General features: G+C 59.1%; 17 protein-coding genes. 6 read left to right on the forward strand and 11 right to left on the reverse strand.

Going from position 1 to position 20,293, the window contains the following annotated elements; translation table 11 throughout:
- Positions 1–96: 96 nt before the first annotated feature.
- Positions 97–3,162 (forward strand): hypothetical protein, encoded by a 3,066-nt coding sequence (locus tag Q7V03_RS14210; protein WP_304926251.1) that lies wholly within the window; start codon positions 97–99, stop codon positions 3,160–3,162.
- Positions 3,163–3,262: 100 nt separating this feature from the next.
- Here the strand turns inward: Q7V03_RS14210 and hppD are convergent, their stop codons facing one another.
- Positions 3,263–4,348 (reverse strand): 4-hydroxyphenylpyruvate dioxygenase, encoded by a 1,086-nt coding sequence (gene hppD / locus Q7V03_RS14215; protein ID WP_304926252.1) that lies wholly within the window; start codon positions 4,346–4,348, stop codon positions 3,263–3,265.
- 132 nt (positions 4,349–4,480) lie between these two features.
- On the opposite strand from hppD, the gene Q7V03_RS14220 reads away from it, so the two are divergent.
- A complete protein-coding gene (locus Q7V03_RS14220) occupies positions 4,481–4,936 on the forward strand; it encodes an Lrp/AsnC family transcriptional regulator (RefSeq protein WP_304926253.1) in 456 nt (151 codons plus the stop codon).
- A gap of 60 nt (positions 4,937–4,996) precedes the next feature.
- Positions 4,997–6,958 (forward strand): cation:proton antiporter, encoded by a 1,962-nt coding sequence (locus Q7V03_RS14225; RefSeq protein WP_304926254.1) that lies wholly within the window; start codon positions 4,997–4,999, stop codon positions 6,956–6,958.
- Positions 6,959–7,002: 44 nt separating this feature from the next.
- Here Q7V03_RS14225 and Q7V03_RS14230 read toward each other — a convergent pair whose 3' ends face one another.
- From Q7V03_RS14230 to Q7V03_RS14250, 5 genes are all read right to left on the reverse strand, one after another.
- Positions 7,003–7,512: a CarD family transcriptional regulator gene (locus tag Q7V03_RS14230; protein ID WP_304926255.1), complete on the reverse strand. Its 510-nt coding sequence runs from the start codon at positions 7,510–7,512 to the stop codon at positions 7,003–7,005.
- Positions 7,513–7,801: 289 nt separating this feature from the next.
- Complete coding sequence (gene fdxA, locus Q7V03_RS14235) at positions 7,802–8,140, reverse strand: ferredoxin FdxA (RefSeq protein WP_304926256.1); 339 nt, start codon at positions 8,138–8,140, stop codon at positions 7,802–7,804.
- A gap of 226 nt (positions 8,141–8,366) precedes the next feature.
- Positions 8,367–8,510 (reverse strand): S4 domain-containing protein, encoded by a 144-nt coding sequence (locus Q7V03_RS14240; protein ID WP_304926257.1) that lies wholly within the window; start codon positions 8,508–8,510, stop codon positions 8,367–8,369.
- Between the two features lie 14 nt (positions 8,511–8,524).
- Positions 8,525–11,440, reverse strand: coding sequence for a helicase-related protein (locus Q7V03_RS14245; RefSeq protein ID WP_304926258.1), 2,916 nt, complete (start codon positions 11,438–11,440; stop codon positions 8,525–8,527).
- 15 nt (positions 11,441–11,455) lie between these two features.
- Positions 11,456–11,971: a tetratricopeptide repeat protein gene (locus Q7V03_RS14250; protein WP_304926259.1), complete on the reverse strand. Its 516-nt coding sequence runs from the start codon at positions 11,969–11,971 to the stop codon at positions 11,456–11,458.
- A 108-nt stretch (positions 11,972–12,079) separates the two neighbouring features.
- On the opposite strand from Q7V03_RS14250, the gene Q7V03_RS14255 reads away from it, so the two are divergent.
- Both Q7V03_RS14255 and Q7V03_RS14260 read left to right on the forward strand, forming a co-directional pair.
- Positions 12,080–12,367 (forward strand): SCP2 sterol-binding domain-containing protein, encoded by a 288-nt coding sequence (locus tag Q7V03_RS14255; RefSeq protein WP_304926260.1) that lies wholly within the window; start codon positions 12,080–12,082, stop codon positions 12,365–12,367.
- Positions 12,364–13,296 carry an alpha/beta fold hydrolase gene (locus Q7V03_RS14260; protein WP_304926261.1) on the forward strand — a complete coding sequence of 311 codons (933 nt, stop codon included), beginning with the start codon at positions 12,364–12,366 and terminating at the stop codon, positions 13,294–13,296. The genes Q7V03_RS14255 and Q7V03_RS14260 overlap by 4 nt, the downstream gene beginning before the upstream one ends.
- 81 nt (positions 13,297–13,377) lie before the next feature.
- Here the strand turns inward: Q7V03_RS14260 and Q7V03_RS14265 are convergent, their stop codons facing one another.
- From Q7V03_RS14265 to Q7V03_RS14280, 4 genes are read right to left on the reverse strand one after another with little or no spacing between them, the layout of a single operon-like run.
- Positions 13,378–14,103 carry a proteasome-type protease gene (locus Q7V03_RS14265; protein ID WP_304926262.1) on the reverse strand — a complete coding sequence of 242 codons (726 nt, stop codon included), beginning with the start codon at positions 14,101–14,103 and terminating at the stop codon, positions 13,378–13,380.
- A 29-nt stretch (positions 14,104–14,132) separates the two neighbouring features.
- Entirely contained in the window at positions 14,133–14,942 is an 810-nt protein-coding gene (locus Q7V03_RS14270) for a transglutaminase family protein (RefSeq protein WP_304926263.1), read from the reverse strand.
- On the reverse strand, positions 14,942–15,889 hold the full coding sequence (locus Q7V03_RS14275) for an alpha-E domain-containing protein (protein ID WP_304926264.1): 948 nt from the start codon (positions 15,887–15,889) through the stop codon (positions 14,942–14,944). The genes Q7V03_RS14270 and Q7V03_RS14275 overlap by 1 nt, the downstream gene beginning before the upstream one ends.
- 3 nt (positions 15,890–15,892) lie before the next feature.
- Entirely contained in the window at positions 15,893–17,305 is a 1,413-nt protein-coding gene (locus Q7V03_RS14280; RefSeq protein ID WP_304926265.1) for a circularly permuted type 2 ATP-grasp protein, read from the reverse strand.
- Between the two features lie 222 nt (positions 17,306–17,527).
- On the opposite strand from Q7V03_RS14280, the gene Q7V03_RS14285 reads away from it, so the two are divergent.
- Positions 17,528–19,369: a M3 family oligoendopeptidase gene (locus Q7V03_RS14285; protein WP_304926266.1), complete on the forward strand. Its 1,842-nt coding sequence runs from the start codon at positions 17,528–17,530 to the stop codon at positions 19,367–19,369.
- Here the strand turns inward: Q7V03_RS14285 and Q7V03_RS14290 are convergent.
- Positions 19,366–20,115 carry a hypothetical protein gene (locus tag Q7V03_RS14290; protein ID WP_304926267.1) on the reverse strand — a complete coding sequence of 250 codons (750 nt, stop codon included), beginning with the start codon at positions 20,113–20,115 and terminating at the stop codon, positions 19,366–19,368. The genes Q7V03_RS14285 and Q7V03_RS14290 overlap by 4 nt on opposite strands.
- Positions 20,116–20,293: the final 178 nt, after the last annotated feature.

Raw genomic sequence — 20,293 nt, forward strand, 5'->3', positions numbered from 1 at the left:
GCCTTTTTCTTTCCTTCGGCAAAAAGCTGCTATAGGAAGAGCAAAACCAGCCGTAGAGCGTTTCCGGCGGTACCCCCAATGTGCTAGACCCGTGAAATGAAACCAGCTTTTGCACTCGACTTCCGGGATGAAACCATCAGCTTGCTGCACCGCTCTGGCGGTGGCTGGCAGTTGGTGGGGACTGTTCCGCTTGACACGCCCGATCTGACCGAGGCTTTGGGCTATCTGCGCGCTACAGCCCTTGGCCTGTCGCCGCGCGGGATGACCACCAAGCTGGTGATCCCGAATGAACAGATCCTGTATCTCACCGTCCACGCGCCAGGGCCGGATGAGGCCACGCGCCACGCGCAGGTTGTGGCGGCGCTAGAAGGCCGCACGCCATACGATGTCGCCGATCTGGCGTTTGATTACACCGGGACGGGGTCAGAAGTGCAGGTGGCGGTGATCGCCAAAGAGACCTTGGCCGAGGCGGAAAGTTTTGCCGCCGAGCATCGCTTGAACCCGATTGCCTTCGTCGCAGCCCCCGAGCCCGACAGCTTTGCGGCAGAGCCTTGGTTTGGCCTGTCGGCGATGGCCGCCTCACTGATCCCGAAAGGGGCAAAGGTCGAGCGCGACAGCGGCCCAGTGATGATCGTGGCGCGCAGCTTCGGCGCTGCGGCGCAGGCCGTTGAGCCTGTCGTTCAGACGCCAGTTGAAGCGCTGGCACCGATACTGAAGAGTGCGCCCGAGTTTGAGGTTGTGAGTGAGCCTGAGGTTTTGCAGCCTGAGGTTTTGGACCCTATGGTTGCGGTACCTGCGGCCGCGGTTGAGCCCAAAGTTGTGGTTGAGCCGGAAACTGTCATCGCAGCTGACGATCTGTCCAAGACGGAAGTCAGCCCCACGCCCGAAGACCTGCGCGCGTTGGACGAGGTGGTTGAGCCCGAAGCCCTTGTCGCGGCACCCAATGATATCCCGCCGGCAGCGGTTGCGGCGGAAGAAACCTGGCTGCCTACAGATTATGCTTCGCGTGCCGCACATGTAGATAATACGCGGCCCGCGCGATCCGAGCCCGCCGCATCATTAGATGACGACAACGCGTTGATCGCAGCCCTCGCCGATACGCTGTCGGCCCCGATCCCGCAGCCTGCACTGCCTCCGCCTGCACCCCGCAAGCCGGTGGTCGAGGTGGAAGAAGCGCCGATGGCTTTGGATGTCTTCGATGAGGCGGCTGAGGGTGATGACGAGCCGCAGGGTGCCGATGTGATCCGGGCCGCGATTTCGGCCAAGGCGGCACGGGTGATTGATCCGGTTATCGCCGATGATTTGCCGCCGATGCCTGCGGCTGCGGCTTTGGGTGCGTTCTCCAGCCGCCGTCAGGGCAATGAGCCGCTGTTGAACAAGGCCCCGGCGCTGGGGGCGGCAAAATCTGGGGTGCCGCGCCCGGCGGCGGCAAAACCACTGGCCGGGATGCAAGGGTTTGGGGCGCAAGGATCGGGTATAGCGCGCGCGTCGATGTCAAAACCGGATCTGACTGTAAAGTCAGCAAAGCCCAGCAAACCCGGTTTGCGCGGCCTGTCGGCTTTGGTCTCGGGATCAAGTGCCACTGCTGCCAAACCCCGCAGCAAGGTCGCGATCCCTTCGGCGCTACCGCCGCTGAAATCCACAGACTCTGCGGGTGCAGGCCTGCCGAAGCCGCCAGTGACGCGCCCCGCTTCTGCACGCGGCCCCGGTGGATTTGCGGCCCGCGAACCAGTGCGTGGCAAACCGCGTTATCTTGGGCTGCTGCTGACGGTGGTCTTGCTGTTTCTATTGGCGATGATTGCAGCTTGGTCTTCTTATTCGCTGGGCGCGTGGAACACCGGGGCAGATGCGCCGGTGCAGGTTGGCGCGGACAATCCAGATGGCACGGCGATTCCTGCGACGGAAATGCCGGATGCCAATGATGAGATGTTGGCCGATATGCAAGACCCGGCAGAGTTGTCGGATACGGCTTCGGCCAGCGATCCGGCTGTGCCCATGGTGGACGGCGACGTGGCCTCGCCTGATGCGGCAGATCTAAGTGGCACCGACCCCGAGCCTGCGCCCGCTCTGGATGTTGCCGATGAGACCACAGCCCCGGTGAACCCGACGACGGGCACCGATGATGAGATTTTCCTCGCTTCGATGGATGCAGCACCGCTGCCGCCCGATCCCCTGTCGCTGGTGCAGCCGCTGGCGCAAGGTGACCAGATGCCCGCGGCACAGCCCGCGCCGCCGCCATTTGGCACGGTGTATCAGTTTGAATCCAATGGCGCGATCACGCCGACGCCCGAGGGAATTATCACGCCTGAGGGCGTTTTTCTGCGGGCGGGCAAGCCGTCACGAGTGCCAACCGCGCGGACCGAGGCAGTGATCGCGGCAGCGGCTGCCGCAAAACCGGTAGTTGAGGACGCAGCTTTGCCCGGTTCAGTGGCCAGCGCTGAAACTGCCCCAACTGTTTATGCCGACCCCGCTTTGGCAGGCAAAAAGCCAAAAACCCGGCCCGAGGGGCTGACGCCACCCACCGCCGCCGATCAGGGCGTGTTGGCGCCCGAGGTCGACAGCCGCCTTGCCGGGCTGCGCCCCTCTGCCCGCCCGGCGACGATCCTGTCAGCGGGACGCCAAGCGCAGCAAGCCTCGGCGGCGGCGTCACTGACAGCGCAAGCCGAGATGCTGAACCAAGAGGCGGCCTTAACCAGCGGATCGAAGCTGGCGGTGGCGATCAGCCGCAAGCCTGCCGCGCGTCCGCGAGACCTGAGCCGCGCCGTCGAAGCCGCCGTTGCAGCAGTTGCCCGCGAACCAGAGCCCGAACCCGCCGCAGAACCGCAGCCGAGACTGGCGGCGATCCCTGACAAGAACTCTAGCGCCGAAGCCGATGGTGAGCCGGATGTGGCCTCTGCGGCACCAAGGATTCCGACCAAGGCGACTGTGGCCAAGCAGGCGACGTTCAAGAATGCAATCAACCTATCAAAACTGAATCTGATTGGGGTATATGGCACGCAATCAAAGCGTTACGCTTTGGTGCGCACCGCAGCTGGACGCTACAAGAAAGTGCGGGTTGGCGATACCATTGACGGTGGTGGCCGCGTCGCCGCGATCACCGCAACCGAAGTGCGCTATCAAAAAGGCGGCCGTTTGGTGGCCTTGGCGATGCCCAAGGGCTAGAGCGTTTGCACTTATCTTGAACGGCACTGCAACGGCACTGCGCGCCAAGACCTGCGCGCAGTGTGATGGTGTTGTGTCAGATAGAACCAAACCGCCTTGATCAGCCGGCTGTCAGCACGCCACGATCAATCTGATCCTGCTCTATGCTTTCAAACAGGGCGCGGAAATTGCCCTCGCCAAAGCCATCATCTCCCTTGCGCTGAATGAACTCGAAAAAGATCGGGCCGATCACAGTTTTGGAGAAGATTTGCAGCAGGATGCGAGTCTCACCGCCATCCACCACGCCTTCACCATCAATCAGGATGCCATGCCTGGCCATCGCCTCCAGCGGTTCTTGATGGCCAGCCACGCGGGTTTTCGACAGCTCATAATAGGCCATCAGCGGCTTCGGCATGAACTTCAGCCCACGTGCAGCAATCTCATCGGTGGCTGTGTAAATGTCCTGCGCGCCGACCGCGATATGCTGGATGCCCTCGCCATTGTAACGCTTGAGGTATTCGACAATCTGCCCGGTTTCCCCGCGATCTTCATTGATCGGGATGCGAATACGCCCGCAGGCTGAGGTCAGCGCGCGGCTGAACAGGCCAGAGTGTTTGCCCGCGATGTCAAAGAAGCGGATCTGTTTGAAGCCAAAGATTCGGCCATAAAAATCAAACCACTTGTCCATATTGCCTTTGTGGACATTGTGGGTGAGGTGGTCGAGATAATAAAAGCCGACGCCCTTGGGGTGATGATCGGTGAAGGTGAAGTCCTTGTAGGGGTTTGCTGCGCCGTATTGATCGATAAAATAGATCAGAGAGCCGCCAATACCAACAATCGCCGGAACCTCTAGCGTCTTTGCGCCTTCAAATGGGGCTGCCCCACTCGCGACAGCATGGTCAAACGCCTGCGCCGCATCAACCACGCGCCAACCCATCGCGGGGGCGCAGGGGCCGTGCTGCGCGACGAAATCGCGGCCATGGCTGCCGGGTTCATCGTTCAGGATATAAGTGATGTCGCCCTGCTGCCAAAGTTCGATCGCTTTGCTGTTGTGCCGCGCGGTCAGGTTGTAACCCATGCGGGTGAACAGATCGCGCAACTCTTGCGGATTTGGGTGGGCGAATTCGACAAACTCCATACCATCGGTGCCCGCCGGATTGGCTGGGCTGATGCTGGCTTTTGCGGCGGCGTGCGGAAACGGACCCATGGCGTGCCTCTTTTAATTGCATTTTATCATAATAACGCATTAGTGACACGCCGTTTGCGCGTAATTTGATTGCTTTGCCACTATGTGCGCGCGATACACGCAGCATACCTGAATTTGACGCGAGAAACCCGCATGTTGGATGCTATCGACTCACGTCTGCTGGCCGAGATACAGGCCAATGCGATGCTGACAACGCAGGAACTGGGCGAGCGGTTGAACCTGTCACCCAGCCAAGCCGCGCGGCGCAGGCAGCGTCTGGAGGCCGAAGGCTTTGTGGTCGGCTATGCGGCACGGCTGTCGCCAGCCAAGGTTGGGCTGACGGTGCAGGCGTTTGTGCAGGTGCAAATGGCCACGCATTCGCCGGATGCCGCGCGCAGTTTTGGCACGCTGGTGTCGACTTGCCCTGAGATTATCTCGGCTTGGACGCTGACTGGTGAGGCCGATTACCTGCTGCGGGTCTGGTGCGCCGATCTGCCGGATTTGAACCGGGTGATCCACACGCTTTTGCTGCCGCATCCGGCCGTGGCGCGGGTGCAGAGCCAAATTGTGATGGACCAATTCAAGGCGGATGCCCCGCTGCCGACTTAATGCTGTTGCCAACCTAAATTTATTGCTGATGTAAAGCCGCTGCCAATCTGAAAGTGCGTGATGGAAAGTTTTCTGCTGCAAGCCTCAATCTATCTAGGTGCCGCTGTTTGCGTAGTGCCTTTGGCGGTGCGTTTGGGTTTGGGATCGGTGCTGGGCTATCTGGCCGCCGGAATTCTGATGGGCCCAATTTTGGGCGTTGCAGGTGCGGAAACCGCCGATCTGCAGCACTTCGCCGAGTTCGGCGTGGTGCTGATGCTGTTCCTGATTGGGCTAGAGCTAGAGCCAAAATCTTTGTGGGAAATGCGGCATAAACTGCTCGGGATGGGCGGCGCACAGGTGGTTCTGACCACGGCAAGCGTGGCTATGGGTTTGATTTGGTTCGGTGTTACGCCTGCGGTGGCTCTGGTTCTGGGTATGATGGCTTCACTGTCATCCACCGCCATCGTGCTGCAAACCCTGTCTGAAAAGAACCTGATGCGCACGCAAGGTGGGCGCTCGGCGTTCTCGGTGCTGCTGACGCAGGATATGGCGGTGATCCCGATGCTGGCGATCATTCCGCTGCTGGCACTGCCAGAAATGGTTAGCACGACGTCCGAGGTTTACGGTGTCAGCAATCCACAGGAATTGGTCGAACAGGCCGCGACCTCAGAACTGATCACCACGGTGCAATCGCTGCCGGGTTGGGGCGCGGGGCTGCTGACGCTGGCGATTGTCGCGGGGATCGTGCTGGCGGGCCACTACTTAAGTCGGCCGATTTTCCGCTTTGTCCATGCCGCGAAACTGCCCGAGATGAGCACGTTTATCAGCCTGCTGATGGTGCTGGGCATCGCGTTTCTGATGATGCTGGTCGGGCTGTCCCCGGCTTTGGGCACCTTTGTGGCCGGCGTGGTGCTGGCGAACTCGGAGTTCCGCCATCAGTTGGAGGCCGATTTGAAACCATTCAAGGGCCTGCTGCTGGGGTTGTTCTTTATGACCGTTGGCGTTGGGATCAACTTTAAGATGCTGGCGCGAGAGCCGATGACCGTGCTGGGGCTGACCCTTGGATTAATGCTGCTGAAGGCGCTGATTCTGGTGGCGATTTCGCTGGTGTTCAAATTGAAGCGGCAAGACCGTTGGTTGTTTTCGCTGAGTTTGGCGCAGGGTGGCGAGTTTGGGTTTCTGATCGTCAGCTTTGCCCGCTCAGAAAGCGCGCTACCGTTGGCGGCAGGCCAAATGGGGCTGTTGGTGATCAGCCTGTCGATGCTGCTGACGCCATTGCTGTTCATCGGCTATGATTGGCTTAGCGCCCGCTTTGCCCACCGCACGCCCGATCAAGCCCCCGATGAGATCGACGAAAAAGGCCAGGTGATCATCGCGGGAATCGGGCGGTTTGGCCAAGTGGTCAATCGCCTGATCCGCACCTCGGGCATCCCGACGGTGGTGCTCGATAACGACATGACCACGATTGAAACGATGCGCAAATTTGGCGTGAAAGGGTTTTTCGGCGATCCTGCACGGCCCGAATTGCTGGAGGCGGCAGGTCTGGCCGAGGCACAGGTGATCGTGATTGCCGTTGATGACAGCGACACTGCAATCCGGATCGTGCGCTATGCCAGATCACGTCGCCCTGACATCCATATCGTCGCGCGCGCGCGGGATCGGGTGCATGTCTATGAGTTGTATCAGGCGGGTGCCAATGACATCGTGCGCGAAACCTTTGACAGCTCGATACGGGCGGGGCGTTATGTACTGGAAAATATGGGGTTTTCTGAGTACGAGGCCGCGAAAGTGTCGCAGGCCTATTACCGGGTGGATCGCGGCGCGATGCGCGATCTGGCCGAAGTGTGGGTGCCAGGACAGCCCACCCATCTGAATGACGCCTACATTGCGCGCGCCAAGCAGTTGGACCGCGATCTGGAAATTGCGCTGATGGAAGAGTTGCACGATGTTAAACCAATGGCGGCAGACGAACCCGCCGAGGTGATTGAAGCCATGCTGTTCCCCGATATGGACGAGCCACGCGACAGACAGGCCGAGCAATAAAAAAGGCGGCCCGAAGACCACCTTTTCCGAAATTTCAAACCAGATCAGGCAGCGCGGCTGATCAGCACATCGCCGACTTTCTTCTGCGCACCCGCCTCATCAACGCCAGAAACGGCGGCAACTTCACGGGTCAGACGCTCCAACGCTGCTTCGTAAAGCTGACGCTCAGAATATGACTGCTCACGCTGATCATCGCAGCGGTGCAGGTCACGCACGACTTCTGCAATCGCCATCAGATCGCCCGAGTTGATCTTTTGTTCGTATTCCTGCGCCCGACGCGACCACATCGCACGTTTGACGCGCGCCTTACCCTTCAGGGTATCCAGCGCTTTGGTGACGAGATCCGGCGAAGACAGCGAGCGCATGCCCACATCGGTGGCCTTATGGGTCGGAACCCGCAATGTCATCTTGTCTTTTTCGAAGGAAATCACGAACAGTTCCAAAACGAACCCGGCAATTTCTTGTTCTTCGATCGAGATGATGCGGCCAACGCCATGGGCAGGATACACAACGAACTCATTCGGACGAAAATCAGGCTTCTTCGATTTGGTCATTCAGTCGCTTCCTCGGCAGGAGCCTGTTCCGCAAAAAACATCACCGTCCCGGGGAATCACCCCGATCGAACGGCTTAAGTTTTCAGCTAGATTTTCACCCCAAGCGGGCAGCTTTGAGGTTTTTCAGGCGTCCGTGTTTATTTGTAACTTCTGTATAACACAAAAATGCACTGATTCCAACCACTGCAACAGATAAGCGCCAGCGCTTTACCCGTTGGAATCACGGTATTTTCCGGGTTGTGCCTGATTCGTTACGACTGCTATGCCGAATCAGCAATGCATCATTGGCTCAGTTGCCCTGCCCCGGCGCCTCCGAGAAGTACTTCTCACGCTTGCCGGTTTCGCCATCGCGGTCTTCGTATCCCGGCATCGGGTCTTTTTTGGTGACGATCACCGGCCACATTTCGGAATATTTGCGATTGAAGGTGACCCAAGCGTCCATATCCGGCTCGGTATCCGGGCGTATTGCGTCTGCGGGGCATTCCGGCTCGCACACGCCGCAGTCGATGCATTCATCCGGGTGGATGACCAGCATGTTCTCGCCCTCATAGAAGCAATCTACCGGGCACACTTCGACGCAATCGGTGTATTTGCACGCAATGCAGTTGTCGATCACAACGTAGGTCATGGGGCAGGCTCCTCTTTCCGCGCTGTCTGACTACTAAAGCTGAAGCGATCATTCAAGCGGTGCATCGGCGGATGGTGCAAGATCGTGATAAAGCGCTCGAGCTTCTTGGGCTGGCCCCCGGCGTTCGTTCCGACAGCACCAGCACGCGGACCACGCGCAAACCGCGGCCCTGCGAAAAGGTCAGCGTATCGACTTCCATCACGCTATGCCCCGGCTTGCGGCAACGCTAGCCGTTCAGCCGCAGATGGCCGCTTTCTATCATTTCGGAGGCGAGGTCCCTTGTCTTAAAGAACCGTGCCGCGAAAAGCCATTTGTCCAGCCGAAGTTTCGGCTGAACGTCTTTTTGTGGCTTTGCCCCCTGCCCGGCCAATCAGATTCCGAAAATCAGAGTTTGGCCTTCAACGCCATCAAAGCGGCGAAGGGGTTGTCGGGATCGATCGGCTTTTCAGCGCGCGGTGAGCGCTGTTCGTAGGTTTTCGGCTTGGTATCGCGGTCATTTGGCTTGCCGCCATGCGGTTTGTTGCCCTTATAACCTTCGCGCTTTTCACCATCGCGACGCGGGCCACGATCTGCTTGTGCAGGCTTGTCACCTTCAACACGCGGCGCGCGGTCGGGACGCGGGCCACGGTCGCCGCTGGGCGTATCGCCCTCCTTCTTCGGGCCGCGATCTGGCCTAGGCCCACGATCCGGGCGCGGACCACGCTCGGCAGCAGGCGCGTCGGCACGGGGCGCACGCTCAGGACGCGCGGGGCGTTCCGGGCGCGGGCGCGGTTTTGGCGCCCAAGTGAAGGTGTAGAACGACTCCATCTCTGGCGCCGCTTCTGGGTCGGGCAGAACGAACGCCGATTCGCCTTCCGGGATCGGTTGCACAGGGGCAGCAGGATCAACCGCCACCGGGATCGGAACCGCCTTAACCTTGGCACGCTCGGCCTTTTCGCCCTTATAGCCCAAACCACCCATCAGGTCGTTGAACTGCTCCAGCGTCATGCCTGTGATCGACAGCATATCCGGCGTCGCTTCAAATCCTGCACGGCTATCTTTGGTGCGCAGGATGTCGGCCAGACGTTCCAGCATATCAATGCGGATCGCGCGTGCGCCTGAAGGGTGATAGCCCGCCAGTGTGTAGTGCATTTTCGGCACGGCGGGGATGTTCGGGATGGTCACAAGGCCCGGAGGCGGGCTTTCGGGAAATTCATCCAAGCCATTCCACAGCGACCACAACACCAACCGCAACCGTGTCGGCGCGGGTTTCAGCAACGCGGGCAGGAACACGGTGAACTGACCAAACCGCACGCCATGCTTGCGCAACGCGCCACGGGCTTCTTGGTCCAGTTCTTTAACTTCATTGGCGATATTCTCGCGGGGGATCACACCCAGACCTTCGGCCAGACGGAAGGCAAAGCCGCGGGCAAGCCCGGTCAGGGTTTCATCGCGGCCCATCGCCAGCAAGGGTTCAAAGTTTGCGGCCACCTTGCGGTCGATGAAGTGCTGCAAACGCCGACGCACTTTATCGGCGACATCCGGGCCAGCTTCTTCATCCACAAACGCTTCGACGCCGGGACGCGCAGGTTCAGCGCCCTTGATCAGCTTGCCCATCGCTTGGGTGCCCCACATCAGGCCCCCCTGCTCGGTGAAATCCAGCTCGGTATCGGGTGCGTTATAAAAACGATCCGCCCGCAGATGGAATTCCGGCTTTAGCGCCGCGAAGGCCGCTTGCCGCAGCGTTGCCGCCTCTTCATTGGAAGTGGTCGCATCCTGACGGAAACGGAACCCCTCAAGACGGCCGACGAACTCGCCTGCAACCGTCACTTCGCCCTTGTCATTCACCTCGGCCACGAGGGTCTCCTTCTGCTTCAACCGCCGCAACAGCACGGACGTGCGCCGGTCAACAAATCGTTGCGTCAAAGCGCCATGCAGCGCATCCGACAATCGGTCTTCTACAGCGCGCGTCTCGGCGCGCCAATGGCTTTCGTTATCAGTCCAGCCCTTGCGCTGCGCAACATAGGTCCAGGTGCGGATATAGGCCAGCCGTTTCGAGATGGTATCAATGTCGCCGCCCGCTTTATCTATCCGCGCGAGGGCCTTTTCCAGCCAATCCGACGGGATTCGGGTTTGCGCAAGGCCGCGCCCGGTCAGGAAATCGAAAATTCGCGCGAGCAAAGTGAAATGCTCATTCCCCGCTGCGTTGCGGAAATCGGGGATGCGGCAAACCTCCCACAACAGTTTTATCCGCTGCGGCGTGTTCAGCTTTTCTTTCACCTCGGGCAGTTCCGACAGGTATTTCAGCGCCAGCATGTCATCGGCATCGCGGGCGCGGGCCAGCCATTTGTTTTGCGTCGGGGCCTCAAGGCTGCGAATCAGCCGCTCAACGCTGCCAAACTCTAGATCGTGGTTGCGCCATTCGAGTTTACGCACCGGATCAAAGCGATGCTCTTGGATCGCCTCGACAGTCTCATCTTCCATCGGGCGCACCTCGCCCGTCACCCCGAAGGTGCCGTTTTCCTGATAGCGCCCTGCCCGTCCGGCAATCTGCGCGAGTTCCTGCGGATAAAGCGCGCGCATCCGCCGGCCGTCAAACTTCGACGTGGCAGCAAAGGCGATGTGCTTGATATCGAGATTCAGCCCCATGCCAATCGCATCGGTCGCCACCAGATAATCGACATCGCCGTTCTGATACAAGGCCACCTGCGCGTTGCGGGTGCGCGGGCTCAGCGCGCCCATCACCACCGCGCAACCGCCCTTGGTGCGGCGGATCAGCTCGGCAATCGCATAGACGTTTTCCACCGAAAACCCAACGATGGCAGAGCGTTCTGGCATCCGGCTGATTTTTTTCGAGCCGGTATAGGTCAGCTCGGAAAACCGTTCGCGCTTGATGAATTGCACATTCTTGATCAACCCAGCGATGGCCGGACGCATGGTTTCCGCCCCCAGAAACAGCGTCTCATGCAGGCCCCGCGCCCGCAGCAAACGGTCGGTGAACACATGACCCCGCTCTGGATCGGCACAAAGTTGAATCTCATCCACCGCGACAAAATCGGCACCCAGGTCCAGCGGCATTGCCTCAACGGTGCAGACCCAATACTGCGCGCGGTCGGGCACTATGCGTTCTTCGCCCGTGACCAGTGCCACCACTGAAGGGCCGCGCGAGGCGACAATCCTGTCGTAAACTTCGCGGGCCAACAGCCGCAGCGGCAGGCCAATAACCCCAGTGCGATGTCCCAACATCCGCTCGATCGCGTAATGAGTTTTTCCGGTGTTGGTCGGCCCAAGCACCGCCGTCACCTGGCCGGCAGCCATCATATCTGTGGTCCTGCCCTATAGGTCTTTGCCCTGAAGCTCGGTTTCAATGCGTGAAACAGTCTCAACCACCCCCGGCGCGTGCGGATCAATCACCAGCACCGCGTTATAGACCTCCAGCGCCTGCGACGGCTTGCCGAGTTCTTCAAAGATTGAACCCAAGCCCGACAACGCCCCGAAGTGTTTCGGGTTCAGCGTGAGCACATGGCCAATATCCGCAATCGCCGGGCCAAACTGCCCAAGCTGATAATAGGCGGTTGCCCGCGCATTCCAACCTTCAGCGAAATCCGGCGCGTGATCGACCAACGCCGTCAAATGCTGCACCGCGACATCGGGCTGACCATTCGCCATCGCATCCTTGCCGCGCTGCAACAACAAATCCATCGCGGGCGAGCCGGATTGCGACCACTCCATCCAGATATCAGATTCGATTTGGCTCGCTTCGGCCGCATCTGCCTTTTGCAAACGCTTAAAAAGATCGTCCAGCTTGTCGGTTTGGGCGGACACAGGCAGGCATGACAGAAAAACCAGCATAAATGCCGTTACGATACGATTGTGTAACGAATAATGCGCTTTCATAAAGGTATAAGTAACGCAACGGGCAGGGAATTCCAGCCCCGCCTGCACAGATCGGAGAATGTGATGAGCGATGTGATCTCGACCGCCGTGGAAGCTTTAGCGAAAAAGCTGCCAAATGGCTTTGATGGCGTGGCGAAGTTTGTGCTGGTGGGCGAAGGCTCGATCATGGTCGATCCTTCGGGCGCAAGGGCGGGGGATGAGCCTTCGGATGTGACGCTGACCGCTGAGCCCGAGGTTTTTCAGGCCATGCTGGCGGGTGAGATGAACCCGACCACGGCTTTTATGACGGGAAAACTGAGCGTTGAGGGCAGCATGGGCCTTGCAATGCAACTCGGCGCGGCGATGTCGTGAGCGAGGCTCCCCTTTACGACGTTGCCGAAGGTCCTGCGGGCGGGCGGGCTTTCTGGCTGACCACCGCCGATGGCGTGCGGCTGCGCGTGGGTCTGTGGACGCATGTGGGCGCACATGGAACAGTGCTGCTGCTGCCTGGGCGGACGGAATATGTCGAGAAGTACGGCCGTGCGGCGGGCGATCTGCGCGCACGCGGTTTTACGACTTTGGTGATCGACTGGCGTGGTCAGGGTCTGGCTGACCGTGCTTTGGATGACCCAATGGGCGGCCATGTCGGTGATTTTGCCGAATATCAGCTGGATTTTGATGAAATGCTGGGTTTTGCCCGCGCGCAAGGTCTGCCGGAACCCTATTACCTGATGGCGCATTCGATGGGTGGTTGCATCGGATTGCGGGCACTGATGCGCGGGGCTCCGGTGAAAGCCGCTGCGTTCTCGGCCCCAATGTGGGGGATTCTGATCGCCGCTTGGATGCGCCCAATGGCACTGGCGCTGACCACCGCGTCACGTTGGTTCAAGTTTGACGACCGCTATGCGCCGGGAACCGGGGCAAAATCCTATGTGCTGACCGCCGATTTCACGGGCAATTCGCTAACCACAGATGCCGAAATGTGGGATTATATGCGCAAGCAGGCGCTCGCGCATCCCGAACTGGGCCTTGGCGGCCCCAGCCTTGGCTGGCTGAAAGCTGCATTGACAGAATGCCACGCGCTGAGCCTGCTGCCTTCGCCGACAGTGCCGACCGTCACCGCCCTCGGCGCGCAAGAAAAGATTGTAGACACCGCCCCGATCCATGCCCGCATGGCGATCTGGCCGGAGGGGAGGTTGGATCTTTACCCCGGCAGCGAGCATGAAATTCTGATGGAACGCGCCGCATCTCGAAGCCGATTTTTTGACACATCAACGGAGTTGTATCTGAAACATCGCTGACCCTGCGCGCAGATGTTCTCAAAATCCGCCGGTTGCGTCCCCGCGGAATCCGATTTCTTCGCAGAAATCGGGACCGTCGCCTTACAAGGTGATCTGTGTGAACCCATCGCGCAAAGCCTTGGACCAAGCTTCGGACATCGCCCGAAAACTCTCATCCCCCGCCTCAATCCGCCGCTTGCGGCTGACACGGCAGGCGTCTTTTTCGATCACGCAGAGATCGAGCGGCATCCCCACCGAAAGGTTGGAGCGCAACGTCGAATCCATCGACAGCAGCACCGCTTTTTCGGCATCGGCCAAAGACGTGCCAGGGTTTACCACCCGGTCCAGAATCGGTTTGCCATACTTATGCTCACCAATCTGCAAGAACGGAGTGTCCTCGGTGGCCTCGATGAAATTGCCCTCAGGATAGATCAAAAACAACCGCATCGCTCCGCCGCGACGCTGCGCGGCGACGATCATGCTGGCCGAAGCGCCCTGATTCATCGTGGCCATTTTCTCATCAATCTCTTGCCGGACGCTCGACAGCGTATTTCCGATGATCAGCGCCACCTTTAGCATGGTCGGGGCTTTCATAATTGAGCTCGTCTCGGTCGCGTCCGGATCGTCGATCGCTTCGCGCAGCCGCGCGATGGTGGTTTGCGTCACAGACAAAGACCCAGCGGTGACGATCGAGATCACCCGTTCGCCCGGTTCTTCAAAATGGAACATTTTGCGATAGGTCGCGATGTTGTCCAAGCCCGCATTGGTACGGGTATCCGACAGCAACACCATGCCCGCATTCAACAAAAGTCCGACGCAATAGGTCATGGCACGCTCCGATTTTAGGTCGGGAGACCCTATTGCTCCTGCGTCTGGACCGCAACCGTCACCGACAAGATTTCCGATCCCGAACCGCGCGAAATCCCCCGAATGGGCGCTGCATCTTGTGCATCAAGTCCTGATCCGATCCGAATATAGCGATCGTCCGGGCAGCAACGGTTCGCGGGATCAAATCCAATCCAGCCGATGCCGGCGATGTACAACTCGCCCCAAGCATGAGCGGCTTCGTGATCCATGCCGTCTTGGCCCGATTGCAGGTAGCCCGAGACATAGCGGGCGGGAATCCCACCCGAGCGTGCAGCCGAAATCAGCGCCTGCGCGTGATCCTGACACACGCCCTCGCCTTGCGCCAAAGCCTCTGCCGCGGTGGTGTGCGCACGGGTAGAGCCGGGCTTGTAGGCAATCGCATCGGAAATCGCGTCGGTCAGGTTGTGGCAACCCCCCAAGGGCGATTCGGCGGCGGCGATGATCTGACCCAGTTCTTGCAGCGCCGCGTCGGCAAAGGTGGCTTCGGTGTTGCGCAGATAGGCCTCTGGCGGCACCAGTTCTTTATGGCCGCGCAAAATCCCAGCTAGATCGGTGGTCAGCACCCGGCCTGACACCCGGACCTCAATTTCATCGACAGGGCCTGCGACTGTCCAGCCCTGCACCCAATCGCCTGCGCCATCGCGAAACGCGCTACCCAACTCGCCGCCGGTCATTGTCACCGACCAATCCAGCACCTTTTGGCCGTCAAATTTTGACGGCATCAAGCGGTGGCTTTGCACCACGCCGCGTACCGGGCGGTCATAGCGATACACCGTGACATGTTCGACGCTGAGCAACATTATTGCATATCCCCCGAGAGATAAGAATTGTGGATGATCGCGCCCAGGCCTGCGGCCTCACCAATAAAGCGGGTCAGAAACTCGTGCAGACCTTCTTCAAAAATCTGCTCGGTCGACTGCTTCTCCAGATCATGCAGCAGTCGGGTGGCCACCGATTGCGCCTCGCTTTCGCGGCCATAAAGCTTCGCCAGACGGGTCAAATGGTTGTTCACCCCCGCCATGCAGGTGATCAAACTGCGCGGACATTGCGGGTTCAAAATTAGGAAATGCGCGATCTTGCCAGAGGTGATCTCACCGCCGTAAGCCCAATGAAACGCCCGATTGGCCGACATCGCCCGCAGCAGCATCGCCCACTGATCATTGTCGAGCCCCGATCCGACATAATCGGCGCGCGGCAGCAAAACGTAGTACTTCACATCCATCAGGCGCGCGGTGCTATCGCCGCGTTCTAGATAATAGCCGATATTCAACACGTTATAACCGTCGTTGCGCAACTGAGTCGCATCAATAGCGCCCCGCACCATCGCCGTATGGCGCGTCACCCAATCGGTCAGACGCGAGAGTTCATGCGGCGTGGTCTGCGCCGAAAGCTGGCGAAGTTCCTGAAACGCGGTGTTCAAAGCATCCCAAACTTGCGTGGTCAAAGCGGTGCGGATGATGCGGGCATTCTCGCGCGCATTGGTGATGCAGGACGCCACCGAGTTCGGATTGTCGCGGTCGAAAAACAGATAAGATTCGATCTGCGCTTGCGCAGGATGCCCGTATTTCGCGGCATAGCCGTTGGCGTTACCCGAGGCACGCAACAGGCTGTCCCAATCGTTGCGGTAGCCTTGGGCGGTGGGCAGTAGCGAGATACGCGCGCCCACTTCCAGCAGGCGAGCGGCGGTTTCAGCGCGCTCCATATTGCGGGCGATCCAATAGAGGTTGTCGGCGGTTCTGCTCAGCATGATTTACTCCGCCAATACCCAAGTGTCTTTAACGCCGCCGCCTTGCGAAGAGTTCACTACCAATGAACCTTCGCGCAAAGCCACGCGGGTCAGGCCACCAGGGACCAATTCGATGCGTTCACCGACCAAGCAATAGGGGCGCAGATCGACGTGGCGCGGCGCGATGCCTTCTTCGACAAAGGTGGGCGTGGTCGACAAAGCCAAGGTCGGCTGGGCGATGTAATTGCCGGGATTGGCAAGGATCAGCGCGCGAAAATCTTCGACCTGCTGTTTGGTCGATTTCGGGCCAACGAGCATGCCGTAGCCGCCCGAGCCGTGTACTTCCTTCACCACCAGTTCGTGCAGATTCTCGGTGACATATTTCAGATCAGACGCTTCACCACATTTCCAAGTGGGGACATTGCTCAGGATCGGTTCTTCACCGAGGTAGAACCTAATCATCTCGGGCACATAGGTGTAGACCGCCTTATCATCGGCCACCCCTGCCCCCGGTGCCGAGCAAATCGACACCCCTCCCGAGCGATACACATCCATCAGTCCCGGCACGCCCAGCATGGAATCGGGGCGGAAGCATAAAGGATCAATGTAGTCGTCGTCCAAGCGGCGATAGATCACGTCAACGCGCTTTGGGCCCTCGGTGGTGCGCATATAGACGAAGGCACCATCGACGAACAAATCTTGCCCCTCGACCAGTTCCACGCCCATCAGATCGGCAAGGAAGCTGTGCTCATAATAGGCCGAGTTGAAATGGCCGGGCGTCAGGATCACCACGGTCGGGTCGCGGTCGCATTTGGCGGGGGCGACGGAGGCGAGGGTGCGGCGGAGTTTGTAGGGGTAGCTGTCAATCGGTTCGATGCGGTTTTCGCGGAAGAGGTCTGGGAACATCCGCATCATCATCTCGCGGGATTCGAGCATGTAACTTACCCCGGACGGCGTGCGGCAGTTGTCCTCCAGAACGTAAAACTCGCTCGGCCCGGTGCGCACTATGTCGATGCCAACGATATGAGAATACACGCCTTTTGGCGGGACAAAGCCGCAGACTGATTTCTCATAGGCTGCGTTCTGATAGACCAGCTTTGCCGGAATCCGCCCCGCACGCACGATCTCGCCGCGTCCATAGACATCGACCAAAAACGCGTTCAAAGCCCGCGCGCGCTGTTTGATGCCGCGCTCTAGTTTTGCCCATTCGTTGGCAGTGAACACGCGCGGGAACATATCAAACGGGATCAACCTATCCGGGTCGCCGCCCTCGCCGTAAACCGCGAAGGTGATGCCGATGCGGCGGAAAAGCGCTTCGGCCTCTGCCTGTTTGGCCAGCCGAATGTTGGCGGGCATATCAGCGCTCCAGCCTTCCAAACGGGCATAAGGCGGGCGCACCGCGTTATTTTGGAACATTTCGTTGAAATAAGGGGTCATGCGGTGCCGCCTTTTCGTGCTGATTGATCCAAGTAAAGGCCGCTGAATTTGCGCCGTAAAGGGCAGAAGATTGAAAGCGCTTCGATTTTCACATATCCGCCCGAAATAACCGCAAGGTGCCGCCTAAATTATAGGCAAACACCTTTGCTCACCTTTCCGCGCGCTGCCTTGCACAACGCCCCCTTTGCCCCCTAGATACATCCAACAATCAAAGAGGTTCCCATGTCGCTTCCCCTGCCCCGTCCCGGCCACAAAGCCGCGGTTTTTGATGCCCGCATCGGCTCGAACTCGTTTGGCGATCTGCCCGATTGGGATCTGAGCGACCTTTACCCTGCCCCGGATGCGCCAGAACTGACGCGGGATCTGGCGTGGCTCGACAAGGCTTGCGTTGATTTTGCGGCGAAATACGAAGGCAAACTGGCGGGTCTGAAGGCTGCAGACCTGCTGGCCTGCGTGACGGAATATGAGGCGATTGACGTGATCGCTGGCCGGATCGGGTCTTATGCGGGCCTGCGTTACTACCAAAACACCATGGATTCCGAGCGTGCCAAATTCATGGCCGATGTGCAGGACAACATCACCAATTTCACCACCCCTTTGGTGTTTTTCAGCCTTGAATTCAACCGCTTGGACGATGATCTTCTAGCGAAACTGACCGCCGAGAACGCGGCGCTTGCCCGCTACAATCCGGTGTTCGCCCGGATGCGCGCGATGCGGCCGCATCAATTGTCGGATGAGATGGAAAAATACCTGCACGACGCTTCGGTTGTGGGGGCATCGGCATGGAACAAGCTATTTGATGAGACGATGGCGGGCCTGATGTTCACCGTTGCAGGGGAAGAAGAAGACCTGAACCTAGAGGCCACGCTGAACCTTTTGACCGACGCTGATCGCGCCAAGCGCGAGGCCGCAAGCCGTGCTTTGGCCGAGGTTTTTGACAAACACATCAAACTGTTTGCCCGCGTTCACAACACCTTGGCGAAGGAAAAAGAAATCGAAGACCGCTGGCGCAAGATGCCCAGCCCGCAGTACTCGCGCCACCTAGCCAATCATGTGGAGCCTGAGGTGGTCGAGGCGTTGCGCAATGCGGTTGTGGCGGCCTATCCCAAGCTAAGCCACCGCTATTACAAGCTGAAAGCCAAATGGATGGGCCTTGACCGCCTGCAAACCTGGGACCGCAACGCGCCTTTGCTGACCGAAGCGCCGCGCTTGGTGAACTGGGCGGAAGCCACCGAAACCGTGCTGTCGGCCTATGCCGCTTTTGATCCGCGCATGGCCGAGATTGCCAAACCGTTCTTCACCGATGGTTGGATTGATGCGGGGGTAAAACCCGGCAAGGCACCGGGGGCGTTTGCGCATCCGACCGTCACCACCGTTCATCCCTATGTGATGCTGAACTACTTGGGCAAACCGCGCGATGTGATGACGCTGGCGCATGAGTTGGGCCATGGCGTGCATCAGGTTTTGGCGGCGGGTCAGGGCGAGTTGTTGTCCTCGACCCCGCTGACTTTGGCGGAAACCGCGAGCGTTTTTGGCGAGATGCTGACTTTCCGTAAGCTGCTCGACGGGGCCAAGACGCCTGCCGAGCGCAAAACTCTGCTCGCGGGCAAGGTGGAAGACATGATCAACACCGTGGTGCGCCAGATCGCATTCTACGATTTCGAATGTAAACTCCACGCCGCCCGTGCCGAAGGTGAACTTACGCCCGACGATATCAACGCGCTCTGGATGTCAGTGCAGGCGCAGTCTTTGGGCGAAGTGTTTGATTTTGCGGATGGATATGAAACCTTCTGGGCCTATATCCCGCATTTCGTCCACTCGCCGTTCTACGTCTACGCCTATGCGTTTGGCGACGGCTTGGTCAACGCGCTTTATGCCGCCTATGCCGATGGTCTGCCGGATTTCCAAGAGAAGTACTTCCAGATGCTGAAAGCGGGCGGCTCAAAACACCATAAGGAATTGTTGGCCCCATTTGGGCTGGACGCGTCTGACCCAAAATTCTGGGACAAGGGCCTGTCGATGATCGCGGGCTTCATTGACGAGTTGGAAGCGATGGAAGACTAACGCTGCGCAAAGTAGCCTGTTGCTGCAATCTTGGCCAAAACCTCTTCGCCAAGGCGAGGGGATCGCAGTGACAGGCAGTTTTGCTTATAAAACCAATAGAGAAATTCTGCATATGGCCAGTCACGGGCTTCGGCGCGGGCGATGGCGGCATCAAAATCGTGCCTGTTGCGCACAACTTCGGTGCAATGATGAAAGTCGGCCTGACCACAGGTGATCACCGGGCGGCCATGCACCAGCGCCTCCATGCCAACGGCGGAGCTGATCGTGACCACTAACGCACAGGCATCCAGCATATCGTGGACATTGGCATAAGAGATCTGAAGCCGCGCGTCCTTTTGGCTTTGCCGCAGCAGCCATCCCAAGCTGTCGAAATCAATATCCAGCGGATGCGGTTTCACGATGATCGGTCGCGGATCAGTGCGCGATAACAAGGCTTTGATCATCCGGCGCATCGTGACGTAAAGCGCCTCAGTGACGCCGCGGTGACTTTCGGCTTGCAGAAATACGGCGATGTGACCCAGCGGCAAAGGCAGCTTTTCGATCGGCTGGTCATAGCGCGATTTGCGCTTGGCGGCGGTACTGGCATAAAGCTTCGCCTGAAACGCTTTTGCAGCCACTGGGTCGATGGCCGCCGAATCAAAAGCCGCCGCCCCTATCGACGACAAGGACCGCGTGCCCACCGGATCGAGGTAGTAAAACGGTGCAATATAGGCAGAGCCCCAGTTTAACGCCCGTGGGTGCTGCATATGCCCCCGATCAAAAATATGGAAAGCACGATCAGACTCTATGTCTGCGGATGCAGATTCACGATTGTGGTGTGCAAGTTCACAAACCGCACCCAAAGACGTCAGCGCCTGAAGGAGCGGCCCGTAAACCTGTCTGCGTTCCAATTCTGACTCCAGCACCCGTTTGGGCACATGAAAC

The sequence above is a fragment of the Cypionkella sp. genome (assembly GCF_030652235.1).
GTDB lineage: Bacteria > Pseudomonadota > Alphaproteobacteria > Rhodobacterales > Rhodobacteraceae > Cypionkella.

Excerpts from the sequence above, each read along its gene's own strand:
- Q7V03_RS14245 (WP_304926258.1), bottom strand. The coding sequence starts at position 11,440 with ATGATGGCTGCCGGCCAGGTGACGGCGGTGCTTGGGCCGACCAACACC.
- Q7V03_RS14225 (WP_304926254.1), top strand. The coding sequence starts at position 4,997 with ATGGAAAGTTTTCTGCTGCAAGCCTCAATCTATCTAGGTGCCGCTGTT.
- hppD (WP_304926252.1), bottom strand. The coding sequence starts at position 4,348 with ATGGGTCCGTTTCCGCACGCCGCCGCAAAAGCCAGCATCAGCCCAGCC.
- Q7V03_RS14285 (WP_304926266.1), top strand. The coding sequence starts at position 17,528 with ATGTCGCTTCCCCTGCCCCGTCCCGGCCACAAAGCCGCGGTTTTTGAT.
- Q7V03_RS14280 (WP_304926265.1), bottom strand. The coding sequence starts at position 17,305 with ATGACCCCTTATTTCAACGAAATGTTCCAAAATAACGCGGTGCGCCCG.
- Q7V03_RS14210 (WP_304926251.1), top strand. The coding sequence starts at position 97 with ATGAAACCAGCTTTTGCACTCGACTTCCGGGATGAAACCATCAGCTTG.
- Q7V03_RS14250 (WP_304926259.1), bottom strand. The coding sequence starts at position 11,971 with ATGCTGGTTTTTCTGTCATGCCTGCCTGTGTCCGCCCAAACCGACAAG.
- Q7V03_RS14255 (WP_304926260.1), top strand. The coding sequence starts at position 12,080 with ATGAGCGATGTGATCTCGACCGCCGTGGAAGCTTTAGCGAAAAAGCTG.
- fdxA (WP_304926256.1), bottom strand. The coding sequence starts at position 8,140 with ATGACCTACGTTGTGATCGACAACTGCATTGCGTGCAAATACACCGAT.
- Q7V03_RS14275 (WP_304926264.1), bottom strand. The coding sequence starts at position 15,889 with ATGCTGAGCAGAACCGCCGACAACCTCTATTGGATCGCCCGCAATATG.
- Q7V03_RS14290 (WP_304926267.1), bottom strand. The coding sequence starts at position 20,115 with ATGCAGCACCCACGGGCGTTAAACTGGGGCTCTGCCTATATTGCACCG.
- Q7V03_RS14220 (WP_304926253.1), top strand. The coding sequence starts at position 4,481 with ATGTTGGATGCTATCGACTCACGTCTGCTGGCCGAGATACAGGCCAAT.
- Q7V03_RS14270 (WP_304926263.1), bottom strand. The coding sequence starts at position 14,942 with ATGTTGCTCAGCGTCGAACATGTCACGGTGTATCGCTATGACCGCCCG.
- Q7V03_RS14230 (WP_304926255.1), bottom strand. The coding sequence starts at position 7,512 with ATGACCAAATCGAAGAAGCCTGATTTTCGTCCGAATGAGTTCGTTGTG.
- Q7V03_RS14265 (WP_304926262.1), bottom strand. The coding sequence starts at position 14,103 with ATGACCTATTGCGTCGGACTTTTGTTGAATGCGGGCATGGTGTTGCTG.